Annotated in this window: 16 protein-coding genes and 1 pseudogene; 8 read left to right on the top strand and 9 right to left on the bottom strand. The window is 72.2% G+C overall.

The genetic code is table 11. From position 1 onward, the window contains the following. Positions 1 to 36: 36 nt before the first annotated feature. Positions 37 to 1,227 (bottom strand): thiolase C-terminal domain-containing protein, encoded by a 1,191-nt coding sequence (locus tag ACIBEI_RS26835; RefSeq protein ID WP_398892792.1) that lies wholly within the window; start codon positions 1,225 to 1,227, stop codon positions 37 to 39. A 124-nt stretch (positions 1,228 to 1,351) separates the two neighbouring features. Here ACIBEI_RS26835 and ACIBEI_RS26840 point away from each other — a divergent pair, with 124 nt between their 5' ends. Together ACIBEI_RS26840 and ACIBEI_RS26845 are read left to right on the top strand one after the other, a co-directional pair. Next, positions 1,352 to 2,569 carry an acyl-CoA dehydrogenase family protein gene (locus ACIBEI_RS26840; RefSeq protein ID WP_398892793.1) on the top strand — a complete coding sequence of 406 codons (1,218 nt, stop codon included), beginning with the start codon at positions 1,352 to 1,354 and terminating at the stop codon, positions 2,567 to 2,569. Further along, a pseudogene (locus ACIBEI_RS26845) lies at positions 2,569 to 3,075 on the top strand (nitroreductase/quinone reductase family protein); the annotation flags it as partial. The gene ACIBEI_RS26840 and the pseudogene ACIBEI_RS26845, both read left to right, overlap by 1 nt. Before the next feature lie 152 nt (positions 3,076 to 3,227). Here ACIBEI_RS26845 and ACIBEI_RS26850 read toward each other — a convergent pair. Further along, positions 3,228 to 3,875 (bottom strand): TetR family transcriptional regulator, encoded by a 648-nt coding sequence (locus ACIBEI_RS26850; protein ID WP_398892794.1) that lies wholly within the window; start codon positions 3,873 to 3,875, stop codon positions 3,228 to 3,230. 135 nt (positions 3,876 to 4,010) lie between these two features. On the opposite strand from ACIBEI_RS26850, the gene ACIBEI_RS26855 reads away from it, so the two are divergent. Beyond that, complete coding sequence (locus ACIBEI_RS26855; RefSeq protein ID WP_398892795.1) at positions 4,011 to 4,907, top strand: VOC family protein; 897 nt, start codon at positions 4,011 to 4,013, stop codon at positions 4,905 to 4,907. A 290-nt stretch (positions 4,908 to 5,197) separates the two neighbouring features. Further along, positions 5,198 to 7,573, top strand: coding sequence for a PQQ-binding-like beta-propeller repeat protein (locus ACIBEI_RS26860; RefSeq protein WP_398892796.1), 2,376 nt, complete (start codon positions 5,198 to 5,200; stop codon positions 7,571 to 7,573). A gap of 283 nt (positions 7,574 to 7,856) precedes the next feature. Here ACIBEI_RS26860 and ACIBEI_RS26865 read toward each other — a convergent pair whose 3' ends face one another. The 4 genes from ACIBEI_RS26865 to ACIBEI_RS26880 all read right to left on the bottom strand — a co-directional run bounded on the left by ACIBEI_RS26865 (position 7,857) and on the right by ACIBEI_RS26880 (position 10,904). Further along, the gene (locus tag ACIBEI_RS26865; protein WP_398892797.1) at positions 7,857 to 8,363 is read right to left on the bottom strand and encodes a hypothetical protein; all 507 of its coding nucleotides are present in this window, start codon (positions 8,361 to 8,363) and stop codon (positions 7,857 to 7,859) included. Between the two features lie 113 nt (positions 8,364 to 8,476). Next, complete coding sequence (locus tag ACIBEI_RS26870) at positions 8,477 to 9,247, bottom strand: enoyl-CoA hydratase/isomerase family protein (RefSeq protein ID WP_398892798.1); 771 nt, start codon at positions 9,245 to 9,247, stop codon at positions 8,477 to 8,479. Next, positions 9,244 to 9,687 (bottom strand): Zn-ribbon domain-containing OB-fold protein, encoded by a 444-nt coding sequence (locus ACIBEI_RS26875; protein ID WP_398892799.1) that lies wholly within the window; start codon positions 9,685 to 9,687, stop codon positions 9,244 to 9,246. Before ACIBEI_RS26875 ends, ACIBEI_RS26870 begins: the two co-directional genes overlap by 4 nt. Before the next feature lie 62 nt (positions 9,688 to 9,749). Then, a complete protein-coding gene (locus ACIBEI_RS26880; protein ID WP_398892800.1) occupies positions 9,750 to 10,904 on the bottom strand; it encodes a lipid-transfer protein in 1,155 nt (384 codons plus the stop codon). 88 nt (positions 10,905 to 10,992) lie between these two features. Between ACIBEI_RS26880 and ACIBEI_RS26885 the strand changes: the two genes are divergently transcribed. Then, positions 10,993 to 12,609 carry a FadD3 family acyl-CoA ligase gene (locus tag ACIBEI_RS26885; protein WP_398892801.1) on the top strand — a complete coding sequence of 539 codons (1,617 nt, stop codon included), beginning with the start codon at positions 10,993 to 10,995 and terminating at the stop codon, positions 12,607 to 12,609. 120 nt (positions 12,610 to 12,729) lie between these two features. Here ACIBEI_RS26885 and ACIBEI_RS26890 read toward each other — a convergent pair whose 3' ends face one another. From ACIBEI_RS26890 to ACIBEI_RS26900, 3 genes are read right to left on the bottom strand one after another with little or no spacing between them, the layout of a single operon-like run. Next, positions 12,730 to 15,339, bottom strand: a complete 2,610-nt coding sequence (locus ACIBEI_RS26890; protein WP_398892802.1) for an FtsX-like permease family protein — start codon at positions 15,337 to 15,339, stop codon at positions 12,730 to 12,732. Positions 15,340 to 15,343: 4 nt separating this feature from the next. Further along, positions 15,344 to 16,108, bottom strand: a complete 765-nt coding sequence (locus ACIBEI_RS26895) for an ABC transporter ATP-binding protein (protein WP_398892803.1) — start codon at positions 16,106 to 16,108, stop codon at positions 15,344 to 15,346. Next, on the bottom strand, positions 16,105 to 16,347 hold the full coding sequence (locus tag ACIBEI_RS26900; protein ID WP_398892804.1) for a hypothetical protein: 243 nt from the start codon (positions 16,345 to 16,347) through the stop codon (positions 16,105 to 16,107). The genes ACIBEI_RS26895 and ACIBEI_RS26900 overlap by 4 nt, the downstream gene beginning before the upstream one ends. 205 nt (positions 16,348 to 16,552) lie before the next feature. On the opposite strand from ACIBEI_RS26900, the gene ACIBEI_RS26905 reads away from it, so the two are divergent. The 3 genes from ACIBEI_RS26905 (at position 16,553) to ACIBEI_RS26915 (ending at position 19,905) form a co-directional block, all read left to right on the top strand. Then, a complete protein-coding gene (locus tag ACIBEI_RS26905; RefSeq protein WP_398892805.1) occupies positions 16,553 to 17,833 on the top strand; it encodes a sensor histidine kinase in 1,281 nt (426 codons plus the stop codon). Next, the gene (locus ACIBEI_RS26910) at positions 17,821 to 18,480 is read left to right on the top strand and encodes a response regulator (protein WP_398892806.1); all 660 of its coding nucleotides are present in this window, start codon (positions 17,821 to 17,823) and stop codon (positions 18,478 to 18,480) included. Before ACIBEI_RS26905 ends, ACIBEI_RS26910 begins: the two co-directional genes overlap by 13 nt. 201 nt (positions 18,481 to 18,681) lie before the next feature. Beyond that, complete coding sequence (locus ACIBEI_RS26915; RefSeq protein WP_398892807.1) at positions 18,682 to 19,905, top strand: serine hydrolase domain-containing protein; 1,224 nt, start codon at positions 18,682 to 18,684, stop codon at positions 19,903 to 19,905. The last annotated feature ends 201 nt before the right edge of the window (positions 19,906 to 20,106 follow it).

Here is a 20,106-nt window from a genome sequence, read left to right on the forward strand (position 1 = left end):
GGAACTGCGCGATCAGCCCCCACCGGGCCCGCAGGTTCAGGACATGCCTCGGCCCAGCACCACCGTCCCCGAGGAGCAGAACCAGCCGCCCGTTCCGGAGGCGATGGCCAGTTCTGGGAGGTGGCCGTCGGGGCGGTGGACCTGGTGGGCGCCCGCCTCGCCGCGGAGTTGGCGGACTGCCTCCACGAGGAGGAACAGGCCCCGCATGCCGGGGTGTTGGGCCGACAGGCCGCCCCCGTCCGTGTTGACGGGGAAGTCGCCGCCGGTGACCTTCAGGCGGCCTTTCTCCACAAAATCACCCCCCTCGCCCTTCTCGCAGAAGCCGAGGTCCTCCAAGGTCACCAGGGTCATGTAGGTGAAGGCGTCGTAGATCTCGGCGAAGTCGATGTCCTGTGGGCCGACTCCCGCCCGCTGGAAGGCGGTTCGGCCGCTCACCGCCGCCGGTGACACCGTGAAGTCGGGCCACTCGGACATCGTCGTGTGGGAGACGTGCTCCCCGGTGCCGAGGACCTGGACGGGAGTCGTACGGCAGTCCTGGACGTACTCCTCGGCCGCGAGCAGGACCGCCGCGCCGCCGTCGGAGCGTATGCAGCAGTGCAGTTTGGTGAAGGGGTCCGCGATCATCGGGCCCGACAGGACGTCGTCGACCGTGATCGGGTCGCGGAACATCGCGTCGGGATTCAGCGCGGCGTTGGCCCGCGCCTGCACCGCCACGGACGCCAACTGCTCCAGCGTCGTGCCGTATTCGTGCATGTGGCGGCGCGCGGCCATCGCGTATTTCGCGATCAGCGTGTGGCCGTACGGGACTTCGAACTGCAGGGGACCGCGCGCGCCGAACGACAGGTTGCCCGTGCGGCGGCCCGCCTTGATGTCCGCGCGGGCCGTGGACCCGTACACCAGCAGGACCGCGTCGGCGTGCCCGGCGGCGATCGCGTCCGCCGCGTGGGCCGCCATGACCTCCCAGGTGGAGCCGCCGACGGAGGTGGAGTCGACCCAGGTGGGCCGCAGGCCCAGGTACTCGGCCACCTCGACCGGCGCCAGCGTGCCGAGGCCCGCCGAGGCGAAGCCGTCGATCACCGTGCGGTCCAGGCCCGAGTCGGCCAGGGCCCGGCGGGCGGCCTGGGCGTGGAGCGCGTACGGCGTCGCCTCGTCCACCCGGCCGCAGTCGGAGAGGGACACGCCGACGACCGCCACCTTCCGCCGGGTACGAGTCCGGGTCCGAGTCATGAATCTGACGGTACATCAGATTCGGTCCCCTCGGCAGGCGGTGTACGAGGCGTCACGCCTCTGTGCATCTGGCCGTCGCCGCTCTAACATGACGCGCCGTCAGATGCGAAGGAGTGTGCTGCCCATGGACGCCACCTTCACCGCGGAGCAGGAAGAGATCCGCCGCACCCTCCGTGAGCTCCTCCTCAAACGCTGTGGTCCGGAGGAGGTCAGGACCGCCGTGCGGAGCGAGGGCGGGTACGACCCCGCCCTCTGGGAAACCCTGGCCCAGCAACTCGGGCTGCCCGGGCTCGCATTGCCCGAGGCGTATGGTGGAGTTGGTTGTTCCGCCACCGAACTTGCCCTCGCCAGTGAGGAGTTGGGGCGGAGTCTCGCTCCCTCGCCGCTTCTCGCCACGGCCGTGCTGAGCGTGCCTCTGCTGCTGGCCCTGGGGAGCGAGCGGCAGCGGGCCGCGCTGCTGCCCCGTATCTCCTCCGGCGAACTCACCGCCGCCCTCGCGGTGCCGGGCGCGAGCCTGACCACCGCCCTCGGACTGACCGGCGACAACCGCGGCGACTGGGCGGGCGGCGGCCGCGCGGGAGGCGTACAGGCGCGGCAGACCGACGGCGGGTGGCGGCTGTACGGGCAGGCCGACCAGGTGCTCGACGGCCACAGCGCGGGCCTGCTGCTCGTGGCCGCGCACACCGGAGGCTTCGCCCGCTCGCGGACCCTCCTCTTTCTCGTACAGGACTCACCGCCCGCCGAACAGGACGGTTCCGGGAGCGGGGCAGCGACCCGCGTGCGGCTCACCTCCCTCGACGAGACGCGGTCGCAGGCGCGGATCCAACTGCGGGACGTGGAAGCCGAGTTGCTCGGTGACGACGAGTCCGCCGATGTGGCCGGGGTGCTCGCCGGTGTCGGTGACTCGGCCGCCGCCGTCCTCGCCGCGGAGGCCGTCGGTGCCGCCGACCGCGTACTGGAGCGGACCGTCGAATACGTCAAGCAGCGTGAGCAGTTCGGGCGCGCGATCGGGTCCTTCCAGGCCGTGAAGCACCGGCTCGCCGACCTGTACGTACAGGTGCAGGCAGCGCGCTCGGCGGCGTACTACGCGGCCTGGGCGGCGGGCGCCGGGGAGGAGCGGGTGGGCGGGCTCGCGCTGGCCCAGGCGCTGGAGGCGCTGCGGATCACCTCCTCCGAGGCCGTGCAGCTGCACGGCGGCATCGGGTTCACCTGGGAGCACGAGGCGCATCTCTACTTCAAGCGGTCGGCCGGCGACGAGTTGCTCTTCGGGCCGGTGCACCGGCTGCGGGAGCACGCGGCGGACGCGGCCCGGCTGTTCGGCGGCGGGGAGGTGGCGGTCTGATGGGCGTAGGAGTACGAGCAGGAGCAGGAGTAGGAGTTCGGATCGTGCAGAGGGTGTCCTCGACACCCGCCTTCGCGAAGGTCGCGCCCCATCTCATTCCCGCGCTGGACCGCGCCGTCCACCGGCTCACCCGCGGAAAGGTCCTGCTCAGCGCCCAGATGCTGCCCGGCGTCATCCTCACCGCGCGCGGCGCGAAGAGCGGACTGCCCAGGCGTACGCCGCTGGCCTGCATGCCGGAGGGAGGGAAGGGGAGGGAGGGCGCGAGCTGGATTCTGATCGGGTCCAACTTCGGGCGTACGGACCATCCGGCCTGGACCGCCAACCTCCTCGCCCATCCCGACGCGGAGGTGAGCTGGAAGGGCAGGGACATCCCCGTCACCGCGCATCTTCTGCGGGGCGAGGAGCGGGGCACGGTCTGGAAGGCGCTGCTGGAGTTCTGGCCGCCGTACGCGACGTACCAGGCGCGGGTCGAGCGGGAGATCCGGCTGTTCCGGATCGTCCGGCGGGAGGCACCCGGAAGTTCCGGAAGTTCCGGAACTCCCGGGGATTCCGGGGGTTCCGGGAGCGCGACAGGCGGCAGCCCACCTGAGTGAACTGCCGCCTGCGTGACAGGACTTGTGCCTGGAAAGACCCGGCGTCCGGCGCGGGGTGCGGCGGACTACTTGGTCGGCTTCTTGCCGGTCACGCCCAGATGCACCAACAGGGCGAGGTTCGGCTTCAGTTCGGCCTGCTTCACGCCCCAGGACTGGAAGCCCTTCTGGTGCGAGGCCACCGCCGCGAGCATCGCGACGAGGGAACCCGCCATCGCTGCCGGGCTGATGTCCTTGTCGACCTTGCCCTTCGCCTGAAGCTCCTTGACCGTGTCCGTGAGGGAGTTGTTCACGGAGTTGAGGATCTTCATACGGATCTTGTAGAAGCGTTTGTCGCCCTCGGCCGCGCCCAGGTCGACGACTCGGAGGATGGCGTCGTTTTTGCGCCAGAACTCCAGGAAGCCGTCCACGAGTTCCTGCGCGGTCTGCCAGCCGGCCTTGCCGACCCAGGAGCGTCCTTCGAGGAGTTCGGTCAACCCGGCGCCCTCCGCCGCCATTTGCTCCGCAATCTCCAGGACGGCGCCCTCGACGTCCGGGAAGTACTGATAGAAGGTCGCCGGTGAAGTGCCCGCCTTCCGCGCGACGTCGATGACTTTGACGTCGCGGTAGGGCGAGGAGCTGAGCATCTCGCTGAGGCAGTCGAGCAGCTTCTGCCGCGTCGCCTGCCCGCGCCGACCGGCCACACGGCCGTCGACGGTACGCACTTGTCCTGTCATGCCGTCAGCTTACCGAGGGGTGATCGGAGCGCGATTCGGCCGACTGCAAATGGGGTGCGCGGGCTCTCGGAGAGGGTCTGGAGGAGGGGTGCCGCCCGCCCTGCGGGATGCGTGAAAGGCCGTTAGCTTGGCCGCATGGCTGGATCTGAGGCATCTGCCGGTTTCGCCGAGGGCGTCCCCTGCTGGATCGACGCCCAGCTTCCGGACGTCGAGGCGGGCAAGCGCTTCTACGGCGGGCTCTTCGGGTGGACCTTCGAGCCCTTCGATGAGATGGAGGAGACGACCGGGCCCTCACCGGGCGCCCCGCGCTCCTCGGCGGCCCCGGGCTCCTCGGCGGCCCCGGGCTCCCCGGGCTCCCCGGGCTCCCCTGGCTCTCCGGGCTCTCCGGGCTCCCTGGAGTCCCCGGCTCCCGCGGCCTACGCCGGCCCCAGCCCGTACGCGGGCTCGGTACGGGCGCACCTCGACGGCCGGCCCGTGGCGGCCCTCGTGCCGAAGCGGGACGGGCGGATGCCCACCGTGTGGACGGTGTACTTCGCCACTCCGGACGCCGAGGACCTGGCCGACCGGATCCGGGAGGCGGGCGGCCAGGTGATCACGGCACCGGTGCCCGTGGGTCCGTACGGCACGATGGCGCTCGCCGCCGACCCCGAGAGCGCGGTCTTCGGGCTCTGGGAGGGCGGCACGCTCCCCGGCTTCGGCAGACGGCACGGTCCCGGCTCCTTCAGCTGGGTCGAGCTGTACGCCCGGGACACGGCCGTCGCCGACTCCTTCTACACCGGTCTCTTCCACGACGCCCTCTTCGGCCCCGGCACCACCCGTGACTTCGGCCGCGTCCTCGTCACCGAGGCATTCCCGGCCGAGATGCCGCCCCACTTCCTCGTTCACTTCGGGGTGGAAGACTGCGAGGCGCTGCTCGGGACGGTCGTGCGGCTCGGCGGACGGGTCCAGGCGCCGCCTTTCGACACGTCGTACGGGCGCGTGGCCGTCGTCACGGACAATCAGGGGGCGTCCTTCGCCCTGCTGCAAACTTGAAATTCGCGGTGCTTCAGCACTGAAAGGGCGTACGAACGGCGTGCGCAAAGCTGCGAAAGGCGTCGAAAAACACCGGGCGGCGTTGAAAAGCAAGGCGAGTGCGGGTCTTTTGTCCCAGGACGCGCTAAGACATCCCGATTCGGGCCCGGGTTCGCAACCGGGGCCCCGGCCAGGAAGAATCGGGTTGCGTGCCGCCGGAGCGGTTCGGTGGTGAGACGCTGCGCAGTGGCTGAAGCTGCGGCTGGAGCGGTGGCTGGAAGCGCGGCCGCGTACGGGGAGGTGGCAGGCAAGTGGTGGATCAGCTGACACAGCACGATCCGCGGCGGATCGGGCCGTTCGAGGTGCTGGGACGGCTGGGAGCCGGCGGCATGGGGCTGGTCTATCTCGCGCGCTCGGCCTCGGGCCGGCGGGTGGCGATCAAGACGGTCAGGACGGAGCTCGCCGAGGACCAGCTGTTCCGGGTCCGCTTCTCGCGCGAGGTGGAGGCGGCCCGTGCCGTCTCCGGCTTCTACACGGCCGCCGTGGTCGACGCCGACGCGCGCGCCGCCGTGCCGTGGCTGGCCACCGCCTATGTGCCCGCGCCCTCCCTCGAAGAGATAGTGACCGAGTGCGGGCCGCTGCCGGCCCAGGCGGTCCGCTGGCTCGCGGCGGGTGTCGCGGAGGCCCTGCAGTCCATCCACGGGGCCGGTCTCGTCCACCGCGACCTGAAACCGTCGAACGTTCTCGTCGTGGAGGACGGGCCGCGCGTCATCGACTTCGGAATCGCCTCCGGGGTATCGAACACACGTCTGACGATGACCAATGTCGCCGTCGGCACCCCCGCCTACATGTCGCCCGAGCAGGCGAAGGACTCCCGCAGTGTGACCGGCGCGAGCGACGTCTTCTCGCTCGGCTCGATGCTCGTCTTCGCCGCCACCGGCCATGCGCCCTTCCACGGCGCGAACCCCGTCGAGACCGTCTTCATGCTCCTGCGGGAGGGCCCGGACCTCGAAGGCCTCCCGGACGAGCTGCGCCCGCTCATCGAGTCCTGCATGCAGATGGAGGCGACGGGCCGCCCCAACCCGGCCGACCTCCAGGCCCAGCTCGCACCCCACCTCTTCGGCTCCGGCTCCGACGACAGCGGTACGGCGTCCGCGTGGCTGCCCGAGCGGGCCGTGGGCCTGATCGAGCAGCGCCGCGGCGGCCGCCCGGCGGCCAAGCCGTCCTCCGGCCGCAGCGGCGGACGCGGCGCCCCCGTGGTGCCGCCCCCGCCGCCCCACGACCCGCCGCCCGTCCCGGTCGGCGCCGGTACGGGCCGGCACGGCGGCCCGCCCGACACCGGGCCCGTACGCCTCGCGGGCGCCCAGGTGCCCATCGGCCCCGGCCCGCGCGTCGCCGACGCCCGCGCCGCCGCCGTGAAGGCACCTCCTCCCGAAGCCGGCCTCGCCGCCTCCTGGTCCCGGCCGCGCCCCGGCGTGAACGGCGCCGACCCCGTCGTACCCGGCGCCGGGCCCGTTCCGGTACCCGCGCCCGCGGCGGCCCCCGGCGCCGACTCCGCCACCTCCTGGCGGCCGTGGCGCTTCCGCATGTCGAACGACGTGTGGGGCACGCCCGCCGTCGCCGGAGACCTCGTCTACGTCACGTCCTTCGAGGTCCACGCCCTGGACGTGGCCACCGGGCGGCGGCGCTTCAAGACCCGGGACGTCGCCTGGTCGATGGCGGTCGCCGGCGGCCGCGTCCACGCCTCCGACGGTCCCACCCTCTTCGCCCTGGACGCCCGCGAGGGCACCGACCTGTGGCGGCTGCCGACCGATGCCTGGGTGTACTCCCTCAAGGCCGACCGCGGCACGGTCGTCACCGGCACGCGCGGTGGTGGCGTACAGGCCTGGGAGGCCGCCAACGGGCAGAAGCTCTGGGAGATCACCGGCGCCCAGACCGACTTCGAGTCGCCCGAGGCCGGGCCCGCCGTCCACGACGGCACGGTCTACGTCTGGAAGGACGCCCGGCTGCGTGCGCTGGAGGCCCGCACCGGTGAGGAGCGCTGGTCGTACCCCATCGGGGACGCTGCGTCCTGCGGCGGCGTGCCCGTCCGGATCACCCAGGCCGACGACGGGTACGTCTACGTGTCCGCCGGTACGCGGGTGCTCGCCATCGATGTCGCCGGTGGGCATGTGCGCTGGCACTTCGAGGCGCCTGCCGTGTTCCTCAGCCCGCCGACGTTTGCGCCGGGGCCCGCCGTCACGGGCGGCGGGATCTATCTTGCCGACTATCTCGGCACGGTGTATGCCCTGGACGCCACGGACGGGCGCGATCGGTGGCGTATCGCCACGGAGGCGCGGTCCTCGCTCGATCCCGTGCTTGTCTCCGCGGGGCATGTCCATGTGGGGTCCGGGAAGGGGCTCTACACGCTCGACGCCGTCACCGGTACGCCGAAGTGGCGCTTCCAGGCGGGGGGTGACGTGGTGGGTGCGCCCGCCGTCGCCGACGGGCGGATTCACTTCGGGTCCACCGATCATCTGCTCTACACGCTGAAGGCCGACGATGGTCGGTTGCGGTGGAAGCTGGCCACTGGTGGGGAGATCACTGGGGCGCCCGTTGTCAAGGACGGGGTGGTGTATGCGTGCAGCAAGGATCGGTGTGTGTACGCGCTCGATGCGGAGAAGGGGACGGGGACGGCCCGCTCCTGAGGGGGCGGGCCGGGGGGCCAGGGGGCGTTGTCGGGTGCGGGTTGGGTGTGGCTGGTCGCGCAGTTCCCCGCGCCCCTAAAAGATGCGCCTGCCGTTTGTCTTCGGGTCGGGGCCGCGACGGGGCATCCGATCGCAGCTGTGTCATCCAGCACCTATGGGGTGCCCATCAGAGGTCGTGCTGCGATCGGAAACCCCGACACGACCCCTCACGGAGGAGAGCGGCTGCCGGAGGGTGGGGGCGGGCCCCTTTAGGGGCGCGGGGAACTGCGCAATCTTTTGGCTTTTAGGGGCGGGGATAGTCCGCAGTCGGGCCGTCGAGCGTCGGTACCGTCGGATCCGGTGGAGGTGCGTACGCGGGCTCCGCCCGCACCGCGCGGCCACGCAGGACGACAGAAGCCAGGAGTAGGACCAGACCACCGCCAAAGGCGAGCCCCGTGCCGGGGCCCAGGCCGTTGGTCGGGGTGGCGGAGATGACGAGGCTGCCCTCGGCCTGGCCCACGCGGATGAGCCAGAGGACGGTGAAGGCGAGGACGATCACGCCGGCCAGGGCCACCAGCAGTCGCGACCGGAGCAGCAGCCCGGCCAGCGTGATCAGCGCGGCGCCCGCGAAGGGCAGGAAGAGCGAGGCGAAGAGCTCCGCGGGGACGCTCGTGACGCCGGTCGCGGAGAAGAGGTCCCCGAGGCGGTAGTGCCTGCCGTGACGGCCGTCGTACCAGGCACGGAAGGGGCTCCATACGGCGGCCGTCGCTCCGGCGAGAGCGAGGACGGACCCGAGCAGGTTGCGGACCATGCGCGGACCTCCGTTCCCGGGCTCTCGATGCAGACGCTACGCCGGGTGCCCGACCCCCGCCACGCGACGGTCACGCTCGGTGACGGTCCGGGCGGAGGGCGCTCGCGCGGTGGTCAGCGGGTTCGGAAGCCCGTGCGGCGGCCGGTGAAGAGGCCCGCCTGCGCCTCGCTCGGCAGGTTGCCCATCGACACGAGATGCGGGGCGTGCGCCAGCGCGGCCGTCCGGGTCGCCTCCTTCGCCGCCCATACGGCCCGTACGGTCCCCTGCACGGCCTCGGTCGGGTAGGAGGCGATGACGTCCGCGCACCGCACGGCGGCGGCCGGCGCCTCACCCGGCGCGGTGAGTTCGCTGACCAGCCCCACCTCGTACGCCCGCCGCGCGGAGACCCGCTCGGCCGTGCCCATCAGCGCCATCCGGGCGACCTCCCCGAACGGCGTCCGCTGTGCCAGGAGGATGGACTCGTACGCGCTGACCATGCCGTAGGTGGTGTGCGGGTCGAAGAACGTGGCCGTCTCGTCGGCGATCACGAAGTCCGCCTCGCCGATGAGATAGAAGGCCCCGCCGCAGGCCATCCCGTTCACGGCGGCGATGACCGGCTTCCACAGGTCGCACGCCTTCGGCCCGATGCTGATCAGTGGATCGTCCACCATGTAGGGGGAGTTGGGCTGCGGGACGTCGGCGTCGCGGTCGAGCCCCGTGCAGAAGGCCCGTCCGCCCGCGCCCGTGAGCACGATCGCCCGTACGGAGTCGTCGAACCTGAATTCCCGCCAGGCGGCCGTCAGTTCGGCGGCGGTGGTGAGGTCGATGGCGTTGAGCTTCTCGGGGCGGTCGAGGGTGACGACCGCGACGCCGGTGTCCTTGTCGGTGGAGAGGTGAAGGGTCATGGCCGCTCCAGTACCCAGCGGGGCAGCCCGGTGCCGCTCTCGCCGTCCTCGCCGTCGGTGAAGACCACCTGCACCTTCGCCCCGATCCTGATCCGCTCCTGGGCGACGGAGTTGAGCGGTGCCTCGGGACTGCTGACGAGGTTGCCGACGAGTCGGATGCGCGGGGCGTCCGCCAGCTCGACGACGATCACGTTGTACGGGGCCTGCGCCGCGTAGTCGGGCAGGAGAGGCGGATGGGGGATCACGTACGACCAGACGCGGCCCTTGCCGCTCATCCTGCGCCACTCGCTGTCGAAGGAGTGGCAGTGCGGACAGCAGGGCCGGGGCGGGAAGCGGAGTTCGCCGCAGTCGGGATCGGCGCAGGCCTGGACGCGCAGCTCGCCTTGGGCGGCGTACTCCCAGAAGGGGGCGCCGTCGTCGTCCACGACAGGTGTCAGCATGTCGGCCCTTCGGGTACTTGGTTTCGGCGGATGCTCGGGCGGTCGGGCCCTCATGGGCTTGGTCAGGTCCTCAGGAGCAGGGCGGACGTCGGTACGCCCTCGCCCGCTGTTACCAGGCATGTGGCCGCGTTCGGGACCTGCGCGGTGCTTGTGCCCCGGAGCTGCTTCACGCCCTCGTTGATGAGGTTGAAGCCGTGGACGTACGCCTCCGAGAGGCCGCCGCCGCTCGTGTTCAGCGGCAGCCGTCCGCCGATCTCCAGGGCGCCGCCCTCCGTGAACGCGCCGCCCTCGCCCCGGCCGCAGAAGCCGTACCCCTCAAGGGAGAGCGGTATGAGGGGCGTGAACGCGTCGTAGATCTGGGCGACGTCGACGTCCTCCGGGGTGAAGTCCGCGTGTTTCCAGAGATGGCGGGCGGCTGTCCAGGCGGGGCCCGTCAGCGGGTCGTCGTTCCAGTAGTTGACCATGCCGTGGTGCTGGGCGGGCAGGCCCTGGGCGGCGGAGTGTACGTACACGGGCCGGCGGCGGCAGTCTCGGGCCCGTTCGGCGGAGACGATGACGCAGGCCAACGCGCCATCTGTTTCAAGGCAGTTGTCGAAGAGGCAGAGTGGTTCGCTGATCCATCGCGAGGTCATATACATGTCCCGGGTCAGCGGGCGCTCGTACATCATCGCCGCGGGGTTCTGGTTGGCCCGGTTGCGGCAGGCCAGGGCGACGTTGAAGAGGTGGTCGCGGGTCGCCCCGTACTCGTGCAGATAGCGGCGGGTGAGCATGGCTATCTCGTCGGCCGGGCGGAGGAGGCCGAAAGGGCGCGTCCACTGGGCGGGGGTGGGGAGTTGGACGGCCGTGTTCTTCCACGGGCGTGGGCCGCTGCCGCGCTTGCGTGAGCGCCAGGCGACTCCGACCGTCGCCTGACCGGTGGCCACGGCGGCGGCCAGATGCGCGACGGTGGCGCACGAACCGCCGCCCCCGTAACCCACCTTGCTGAAGAAGGTGAGGTCGCCGAAGCCCGCGGTCTTCGCGACCTCGACCTCGTCGGTCTCCTCCATCGTGTAGGAGGCGAGTCCGTCGACTTCGGTGGGGTCGATCCCTGCGTCGTCGAGGGCCGCGAGGATCGCCCGGCAGGCCAAGGCTTTTTCGCTTTCCGGGAGTTGCTTGGCGAAGGGGGTCTGCCCGATCCCCACGATGGCCGTGGCGTCCTTGAGTCCTGCCCCTGTCATGGGCGCACCTCCACCGTGGTCCAACGAATGCTGACAGGGCGTCAGGCTACAGCTAATCTGACGGGTAGTCAGCTAGTGGGAGTCGACCATGGGGAGGCTCGTAGTGCGCGGTGACATGGAGTGGGGCACCATCCCGGGGCTGGTGCGGGGGGCGGCCGAGCGGTACGCCGACGTGGAGGCGGTCGTCGAGGGCCGCACCCGTGTCTCGTACGCGGAGTTGGGCGCCCGGGTGGAACGCGCGGCGGCGGCCTGCGTCGCGAACGGCGTCAACCCCGGTGACCGCGTGGCCATCTGGGCGCCCAACACCCTGGACTGGATCGTCTCTTCACTGGGTGCCGTGTCGGCCGGCGCGGTCCTCGTCCCGCTCAACACCCGCTTCAAGGGCACGGAAGCGGCGTACATCCTCTCCCGGAGCCGGGCGAAGCTGCTGTTCGTGACGGGGACGTTCCTGGGGACGTCCTACGTGGCGTCGCTTCGGCGGGCGGCGGGGGAGGGCTCGGGGTCCGCGGGTCCGCTCGGCGGGCTTCCGCATCTGGAACAGGTGGTCGTTCTCTCGGACGACGCCCCCGCCGACTTCCGTACCTGGAAGGACTTTTTGGCCAGTGGGGACGGAGTGGCGGCGGAGGACGTACGGGCGCGGGCCTCGGCGGTCGAGTCGTCCTCCCCGTCGGACATCGTCTACACCTCGGGCACGACGGGCCGCCCCAAGGGTGCGGTGATCACCCACGCGCAGACACTGCGGGCGTACGAGGTGTGGAGCGATCTCGCGGGCCTCCGCGAGGGTGACCGCTATCTGATCGTGAACCCCTTCTTCCACACCTTCGGCTACAAGGCCGGTGTCATCGCCTGTCTGATGCGGGGCGCGACGATGATTCCGCAGCCGGTGTTCAACGTGGACACGGTCCTCGCGAACGTGGCCTCGGAGCGGATCTCCGTGCTGCCCGGCCCACCCACCCTCCACCAGTCGCTCCTGGACCACCCGGGCCGCGAGGCGTACGACCTCTCGCCACTGCGTCTGGTGGTGACGGGCGCGGCCGTGGTGCCGTTGCGCCTGGTGGAGCGGTTGCGGGAGGAACTCGGGGTGGGGACCGTTCTGACCGCCTACGGACTTTCCGAGGCGAGCGGGATCGTCTCCATGTGCCGACGGGGGGACGAGCCGGGTGTGATCGCGTCGACGTCGGGTCGGGCCATCCCGGGCACGGAGGTGCGGGTGGTGGACGCGGCGGGCGTCTCCGTCGCTCCCGGCGCCCAGGGCGAGGTCCTGGTCCGCGGCTTCAACGTCATGGGCGGCTACTACGAGGACGCCCGGGCCACCTCCGAGGTCCTCACCCCCGACGGCTGGCTCCGCACCGGCGACGTCGGAGTCCTGGACGCGGCCGGCAACCTCCGGATCACCGACCGCATCAAGGACATGTTCATCGTCGGCGGCTTCAACGCGTACCCGGCGGAGATAGAGCAACTCCTCGGCCTGCACCCGGACGTGGCCGACGTGGCGGTGATCGGCGTACCGGACGCGCGGCTGGGCGAGGTCGGCAAGGCGTACGTGGTGCGGCGGCCGGGAGCGGTGGCGACCGCGGACGACCTCATCGCCTGGGCCCGGCGGGAGATGGCCAACTACAAGGTGCCCAGGACGGTCGAGTTCGTGGGTGAGCTGCCGAGGAACGCGAGCGGCAAGGTCGTCAAGGGCGAGTTGCGGGGGCGCTAGGGGGCGCTAGGGGGTGCTGAGGGGCCGGTTCGGAAATGTGAGTACGGGCAGACGCGCGGCCGGGACGATCCGGCCGCGCGTCTGCCCGTACTCCCGCTTCCGTCCTCGTGGTGCCTGGCCCTATTCGCGGGCGGACAGCGCATGGGCGGGGGCCGTGCGCAGTGCCTGTCGGGTGGGGAGTTCGACCGTGATGAACGCGGTGCAGATCACGGTCAGCGCGACGGCGGGGAGCAGCCACACCGGGCCCGCGGGCCACGGCCGGTCCAGGAAGCCGATGCCGAGCAGCGCGAGGGGGATCGCGGACAGCAGCAGGCCGGTGGTGAGGGCGGCGGCCCCGATCACCGCGGCCTCGCGGCGCATCATCGCGAGGATCTGGCGCGGCGTGGTGCCGTTGAGGCGGAGTGTGGCGATCTCGCCCTGCCGCTGGGCGGTGGTGGCGACGAGCTTGTTGGCGATGCTGAGGAGGAGGTAGCCGAGGAGTACGACGATGAGGGCCAGGTTGATCCAGACCGTCGGCGGGGCGTCGCTCAAGCTCTCGCCCGACCCGGTGTCGGTGGGCGCGAGGGCCAGGCCGGGGCGGGCCGCGGCGAGGGCGGTGAGGGCGCGCTCGGCCTTGTCGGTGCCGTCGGTGCGGACGAGGACGCTCTGGTCGAGGCCCGCGGTGGTGTGGCCCGCGGCGAGGTCGTGGGAGAGGGCGATCGGGCCGAAGCCGAGGCCTCGGTCGTAGACGGCGACGACCTTGGGGGTGACCCGGGTGCCGTCCCCGAGAACCAGGGTGACGCGGCTGCCGAGTCCCGAGCCGGGGGAGCGGGCGACCTCGGTGCTGACGGCGACCGTGTCTCCGGTGAGCTCGGCCAGGCTCCCGTCCCGTACGTCCAGGTCGAGGACGCCCGACGCGGCCGGGGTCAGGATCATGGCCGAGCCGGATTCGACGACCGGGTCACCGAACTGCTTGTACTCCCGGATCACGGTGGTGTCGCTGACCGGGGCCGCCGCCTCGACGCCCGAGGTCCCGGTGACGGCGGCGAGGGTGCCGGCGGGCAGGCCACCGAGGCCCGGCGCGGTCAGGCGCTGCTGGGCGAGGGTGCCGGTGCGGGTGTCCTGCGCGGTGGCGCTCATGACGGTCGTCTGGGCGAGGGTGTAGGTCAGGACGAACACGACCGCCATGGCCAGGGCGCTGACGACCCCGGAGAGCCGCAGCGCGTAGCCGCGGATGTTGGACACCGCGAGCCAGGTCGGCGCCGAGACACTGGGGCGGAGCCGCCGGCCCGCCGCGTCGCCGATGCCCCGGACCAGCGCGGGTCCCGCCAGGGCCAGGCCGATCGCCCCGATGATCCCGGCCATGGAGGTGGCCGTCGCGCCGAGGACCGTACGGCTCAGCAGCGGTACGACCGACAGCGTGGTGGCGGCGACGATCAGCAGCAGCCCGAAGCGCGCCCGCATCTTGGACGGGGTGCGGGGTTCGCTGCGCGACTCGGCGACCGCCTCGGTGGCCGGCATGCGCGAGGTGCGCCACGCGGCGCCGCGGGCCGACACCTGCACGGCGAGGCCGAGGAGCAGGACGGTGGCGAGCGCGGGCAGCGGGCTGAACGTGAGCGGCAGGGTTTCCGGGATCACCTCGCGGTCGACGAGCATCCGCCGGAACTGTCCGGCCAGCAGATAGCCGAGGCCGACTCCGGGCACGACCGCCACGGCCGCGATGATCGAGGCCTGTCCGGCCGCAAGTCGCCTGATCTGCTTGGGAGTTGCCCCGACGGCCCGCATCAGGGCCAGATCGCGGCGCTGGCCGCCGATCGACACGGCCAGCGCGCTCGCCAGCACGAATCCGATGATCAGCATGATGACTCCGGCGAGCGAACTGGCCAGCAGGATCAGCAGGGAGCGGGCGGCGCCCGCGCCGGGTGAGGCGATGTCGCCGCGCTCGGAGCCGGTGGAGACGATCAGGTTGGCGGGGGCGTCGGCCTCGGCGCTGGTGCTGGTGCTGGTGTCCGTGTTCTTGGCGGTGCTTTTGCGGGTGTCCTTGATCTTCTCGCGGGCCGCGGCGGCCACCGAGGCTTCGGTGCCGGGCTCGGTGCGCAGGGCGACGAGGTCCACGGTCCCGGCGCGCTCTCCGGCGGCGCGGCCGGACAGCCGTACGGCCGTCGGGTCGGCGAAGAGGATTCCCGCGTCCGGTGCGTCGACCAGTGCCGTGACGCGGTAGGCGGCTGCGGCGCGGCCGACGGCGACGACCTCGACCCTGTCGCCCACCCGGACTCCCGCGGTGGCGGCCGTGGCGCTGTCGAGGGCGACCTCGTTGGTGCCGGCCGGAGCGGATCCGTCGACCTTCGCTTCCACGAGGAGCTTCGTCGAGGACCAGCCGTGCCCGGCCGTCCGCGGATCCTGGGTCGGTACGACCCGTCCGTAGGCGTCGACGAGGGCGGCGGGGAAGCCGATGTCGCCGACCGCCGCGGTGACGCCGGGCAGTTGGGCCAGCTCGTCGACCAGCTCGGCCGGGACCGCGCCGCGCTCCGGGAGGGCGATCGGCAGGTCGGGGCCCGAACTGAAGCTCTGTTCGGTGGAGACCACGACCTCCGCGCCGGCGAGGCGCCCGGCCGGCAGCTGGGAGCGGAACCCGGACTCGGCCATCACTCCGGTGCCGGTGATCAGGGCCGCCCCGCCGAGGACCGCGCACGCCACCGCCAGCAGGGCGGTGATCCGGTGTCCGGCCATCCGGACCGCGAGATGCAGCATGGTTCTAGACCTCTCCGAGCTTGACGAGGCGGTCGGCCAGTTCGGGGGCGGTGGGCTGGTACAGGCGCTCGACCACCCGGCCGTCGGCCATCACCACCGCGTGGTGCGCCTGGGCGGCGGCGGCCGGGTCGTGGGTGACCATCACCACCGTCTGGCGCAGCTCGGCGACGAGTTCGCGCAGCAGGCCGAGCACCTCGTGGGCGCTGCGCAGGTCCAGCGCCCCGGTCGGCTCGTCGGCGAATACGACGGCCGGCTTGGCCACCAACGCCCGTACGATCGCGGCCCGTTGCTGCTGGCCGCCGGAGAGCTCGGCGGGCCGGTGCGAGAGGCGGTCGCCGAGACCGACCCGCTCGACCAGGGTCCGCAGCCACTCCCGGTCGGGGGCCCGCCCAGCCAGGCGCAGCGGCAGCGTGATGTTGTCGGCGATGCTGAGCGCGGGCACCAGGTTGTAGGACTGGAACACGAACCCGATGTGCTCGCGGCGCAGTTCGGTGCGGCGGGTCTCGTTCAGCCCGGCGATCTCCTGGCCGCCGATCCGGATGCTCCCCGAGGTGGGGGAGTCGAGGCCGGCGGCGCAGTGCATCAGCGTGCTCTTGCCGGACCCGGAGGGCCCCATCACGGCGAGGAACGTGCCGTGCTCCACGGCCAGCGACACGTCGTCGAGGGCGTGGACGCCTCCCGCGTACGTCTTGCTGACGTTCGCCAGCGCGATGGCGGGAGCGGTCCGTGTCGCCATCGGGTGGGCGGCTCCCGCGTGGACGCCGCTCATCGCCGGCCCCGCAGGTGGCGGATGACGAGCGCGGTCACGCACAGCGCGGTGACGGCGCCGCAGGCCAGGTGGACCCGGGTGGAGGCGGCGCCGTAGGAGGCCACCATGTTGCCGACGGTGCTGATGACCAGCACCAGCCACAGCGCCGTACGTACGATGTCGGCCCGCTGCACGCCGGGCCTCGTCCCGTCCGGGGTCTCTGTGCCGCCGGTGAGGCGGTAGGGGTCTGTGGTCGTCATCGCTGTCCTTCTCCGAACTCGTCGCGTTCCGGGGGCCCTTGGGCGGGTCCCGCCGGCGTGCTTCGAAGCTACGGATCAGCACCCTGCGCGGCCGAGCCAGCCAGCAGCCCGAGTGGGGGTACAGCAGGCTGTACCCCTACGCTCCTCATCGACAGCGAACCGGCCGCCCGCACAGGGCTGTTGACGAGGGAGAGAGGTGGTGCGGATGTCGACCTCGACCCGGCACGGTGAGCCGGCCGACGCGGACCGGCCCGGGATCAGGGCAAGCGCGATCCGGGCCGCCGAGGCTGCCGTCGCCGCGCTCGGACAGCTCATCGGCGGGCTCGGGACCGCGATGCTCGCGCCGGCCGTGCTGATCTGGCTGGCCGTCTCGGCCGTGACGTCCGTCGTGGGCGTCGGACTGCTCATGGCCCCGGCCGTGCTGCGCGCCCTGCACTCCCTCGCCGACCGTGAACGCCACCGGCTCGCCCGGTGGGGTCCCGAGATCATCGGGCCCGACCCGGCTCCTGCCAGGCTGCGGCTCGCCCTCGTCGATCCGGCCACCCGGCGGGAGCTGCGCTGGCTGGCCCGGCACGGCACGCTCGGGCTGCTGCTCGGCCTGATCGCGCTGCTGCTGCCGCTGATGGCCGTACGCGACGCGCTGTTCCCGCTGTACTGGCGCCTCATGCCGGAGAGCGCGACCAGTACGTCCGTGGGCCTCGGCCATGCCCAGGGCTGGCCCGACGCCCTGGCCGTGACTCTGCTGGGGCTCGGCTGGATCGCGATCATCCTGGGCCTCACCCCCGCCATGGCACGGCTCCAGGCGCGCCCGGGACGCGCGTTCCTCGCGGCCGGACCCGACACCGACCTGTCCCTGCGCGTCGCGGAACTCACCGCCACCCGGGCCGCCGCCCTGGACGCCCACGCCACCGAACTGCGGCGCATCGAGCGGTCGTTGCACGACGGCACCCAGAACCGCCTCGTCACCGTCACCGTGCTGCTCGGCGCCGCCCGTCGCATGGTGGCCCGCGATCCGGCGGGCGCCGACGAACTCCTGGAGCGGGCCCAGAGCGCCGCCGAGCAGGCCCTCGCCGAACTGCGCTCGGTCGCCCGGGGCATCCTGCCGCCCGTGCTGGCCGACCGCGGTCTCGAAGGTGCGCTCACCGGGCTCGCCGCGAGCTGCCCGGTGCCCTGCCGGATCGACGTCGAGGCGCCCGAGCGGTGCGCCGCGTCCGTGGAGGCGAGCGCGTACTTCGTGGTCGCCGAGACGCTGACCAACATCGCCAAGCACAGCGGGGCGAAGAGCGCCACCGTCACGGTCCGCAGCCGTGGCGGCCGGCTGCGGCTGGACATCACCGACGACGGCCGCGGCGGCGCCGACGAGGCGGGCGGCTCCGGGCTCACCGGCATCCGCCGCCGCGTCGCGGCCCACGACGGCACCCTCGACCTGGCCAGCCCGCCCGGCGGCCCGACGACTCTCAAGGTGGACATGCCATGCGGATTGTGATCGCCGAGGACGACCCGTTGCTGCGGGAGGGGCTTGCCCTGCTGTTGCGCGCGGAGGGCCTCGACGTGGTGGCCACTGCCGGAACCGCCGACGGCGTCCTCGACGCCATCGACACCCACAAGCCGGACGTCGCCATCCTCGACGTACGGATGCCGCCGACGCATACGGACGAGGGGATCGTCGCGGCGGTCGAGGCGAGACGCCGCAGGCCCGATCTCGCGGTCCTCGTCCTGTCGGCGTACGTCGAGCAGTCCTTCGCCACGGAGCTGCTCGTCGGTGGGGTCACCGGGCTCGGCTACCTGCTCAAGGAGCGGGTCGGCCGGGTCGAGGAGTTCCTCGACGCGCTCAACCGGGTGGCCGCCGGGGGTACGGCCATCGACCCGGAGGTCGTCGCGCAGCTCTTCACCCGCAGCCGCCAGGACACCCGTCTGGAACGGCTCAGCCCGCGCGAGCGCGACGTGCTCGGGCTGATGGCCGAGGGCCTGGGCAACGGCGCCATCGCCGAACGGCTCGTCGTCACGGACGGCGCCGTCCACAAGCACATCCGCAGCATCTTCGCCAAGCTCGACCTGTCGCCCGCCGACCAGGTGGACCGGCGGGTCGCGGCTGTCCTGCGCTACCTCGACGACGCGCGCCGCCGCACCTGACGTACCGTCACCAGCCCTTGATCGCGGCGGTGTTGGCCGAGGTCGGAGCGGGTCGGGTGCAGCAGGCGCTACCGGCACGGTGGGGTGAGCCCCCGCTTCGAACGGCCAGGCTGCCGGATCGTGACGGGGGGCCGGAATTCCTAGGTTGGTGATCACACCGCAACGGCGGTACGACGACCGACCCGCAAGGAGCCCGCCCGCATGAAGACGAAGCTCACTTCCCGCATCGTGGCAACGACGCTGGTGACCGCCCTGGCCGGTATCGGACTGACCCTGCCCGCGGCGGGCGCGGCGGGCGCGACGGACGCGACGGACGCGACGGACGCGACGGACGCGACGGACGCGACGGGGCAGGCGGCGAAGCCGGCGCACGACCGTCTTCAGGCGGGCGTGGACGCGATCCTGAAGACCGGGACCGTGGGTGTCGTGGCCCAGTCGACGGGGCCGCGGGGCTCCCGGTACGCCACCGCGGGGGTGGCCGACAAGGCCACCGGCGCCGCAGCCCGCTCCGGCGACCGGTTCCGGATGGCCAGCGCCAGCAAGACGTTCGTCGCCACGGTCGTACTCCAACTCGTCGGCGAGGGACGCCTGTCGCTGGACGACACGGTCGAGCACTGGCTGCCGGGAGCGGTGTCCGGCAACGGCAACGACAGCAGCGGGATCACCGTACGGCAGCTGCTCCAGCACACCAGCGGACTGTTCAACTACACCGCGGACTTCCCCGCGTTGACCAGCGTGGACGCCTACCAGGCGGGCCGCTACACCACCTGGACCCCGGAGCAGCTGGTCGGCATCGCGATGCGGCACGCCCCGGACTTCGAGCCCGGCGCCAAGTGGTCGTACTCCAACACCAACTACATCCTCGCCGGAATGATCATCGAGAAGGTCACCGGGCAGAGCTGGGAGCAGCAGGTCACCAAGCGGGTCATCCGCCCGCTGGGCCTGCGCGACACCTCCGCCCCGACGACGGACTCCCGGATCCACGGCCGCCACCTGCACGGCTACTCCGACTTCGAGAAGACCGGGCCGACGATCGACACCACCGCGTTCAACCCGTCGGCCGGGGGCGCGGCCGGCGCCATGATCGGTACGACGGCCGACCTGACCCGCTTCTACCAGGCGCTCCTGGGCGGCAAGTTGCTGCGCCCGGCCCAGCTCGCGGAGATGAGGACGACGGTACGGGCCGCGGAGATGGACCCGGTGTGGCCCGGCGCGCGCTACGGCCTGGGCCTGATGGAGATCCCGCTGACCTGCGGCGGCGTCTACTACAGCCACGGCGGCGATCTCCCCGGCTACACCACCCGCGACGGCGTCAGCCCGGACGGCCGCCGGGCCGTGGCCCTGAACTCGACCGGCGACGGCGCCTCCGACCTCTCGACCGAGAAGGCCCAGAACGACCTGATCGACGGCGAACTCTGCGCCTGAGACCGGGGTGCCCCGGCCGCGACGGCTTTCCCTCCGGGGTTGTCGCGGCCTTGTGGTGCCCGCGGGAAAAGTTTTCCCGGACCTGCAACCTCGATGCGGCCGGAACGTCTGTCCGGGTGGAGGCGCCTCCGAGCCAAGGCCTTCGCCACGGGAAGCCACCTGTGGCGGTGGCCCGACAGAACCAGTCACCATCGACGATTC

Origin of the sequence: Streptomyces sp. NPDC050988, assembly GCF_044456225.1 — a bacterium.
Taxonomy (GTDB): Bacteria; Actinomycetota; Actinomycetes; order Streptomycetales; family Streptomycetaceae; genus Streptomyces.

Excerpts from the sequence above, each read along its gene's own strand:
- ACIBEI_RS26835 (WP_398892792.1), bottom strand. The coding sequence starts at position 1,227 with ATGACTCGGACCCGGACTCGTACCCGGCGGAAGGTGGCGGTCGTCGGC.
- ACIBEI_RS26840 (WP_398892793.1), top strand. The coding sequence starts at position 1,352 with ATGGACGCCACCTTCACCGCGGAGCAGGAAGAGATCCGCCGCACCCTC.
- ACIBEI_RS26850 (WP_398892794.1), bottom strand. The coding sequence starts at position 3,875 with ATGACAGGACAAGTGCGTACCGTCGACGGCCGTGTGGCCGGTCGGCGC.
- ACIBEI_RS26855 (WP_398892795.1), top strand. The coding sequence starts at position 4,011 with ATGGCTGGATCTGAGGCATCTGCCGGTTTCGCCGAGGGCGTCCCCTGC.
- ACIBEI_RS26865 (WP_398892797.1), bottom strand. The coding sequence starts at position 8,363 with ATGGTCCGCAACCTGCTCGGGTCCGTCCTCGCTCTCGCCGGAGCGACG.
- ACIBEI_RS26870 (WP_398892798.1), bottom strand. The coding sequence starts at position 9,247 with ATGACCCTTCACCTCTCCACCGACAAGGACACCGGCGTCGCGGTCGTC.
- ACIBEI_RS26875 (WP_398892799.1), bottom strand. The coding sequence starts at position 9,687 with ATGCTGACACCTGTCGTGGACGACGACGGCGCCCCCTTCTGGGAGTAC.
- ACIBEI_RS26880 (WP_398892800.1), bottom strand. The coding sequence starts at position 10,904 with ATGACAGGGGCAGGACTCAAGGACGCCACGGCCATCGTGGGGATCGGG.
- ACIBEI_RS26885 (WP_398892801.1), top strand. The coding sequence starts at position 10,993 with ATGGGGAGGCTCGTAGTGCGCGGTGACATGGAGTGGGGCACCATCCCG.
- ACIBEI_RS26890 (WP_398892802.1), bottom strand. The coding sequence starts at position 15,339 with ATGCTGCATCTCGCGGTCCGGATGGCCGGACACCGGATCACCGCCCTG.
- ACIBEI_RS26895 (WP_398892803.1), bottom strand. The coding sequence starts at position 16,108 with ATGAGCGGCGTCCACGCGGGAGCCGCCCACCCGATGGCGACACGGACC.
- ACIBEI_RS26900 (WP_398892804.1), bottom strand. The coding sequence starts at position 16,347 with ATGACGACCACAGACCCCTACCGCCTCACCGGCGGCACAGAGACCCCG.
- ACIBEI_RS26905 (WP_398892805.1), top strand. The coding sequence starts at position 16,553 with ATGTCGACCTCGACCCGGCACGGTGAGCCGGCCGACGCGGACCGGCCC.
- ACIBEI_RS26910 (WP_398892806.1), top strand. The coding sequence starts at position 17,821 with ATGCGGATTGTGATCGCCGAGGACGACCCGTTGCTGCGGGAGGGGCTT.
- ACIBEI_RS26915 (WP_398892807.1), top strand. The coding sequence starts at position 18,682 with ATGAAGACGAAGCTCACTTCCCGCATCGTGGCAACGACGCTGGTGACC.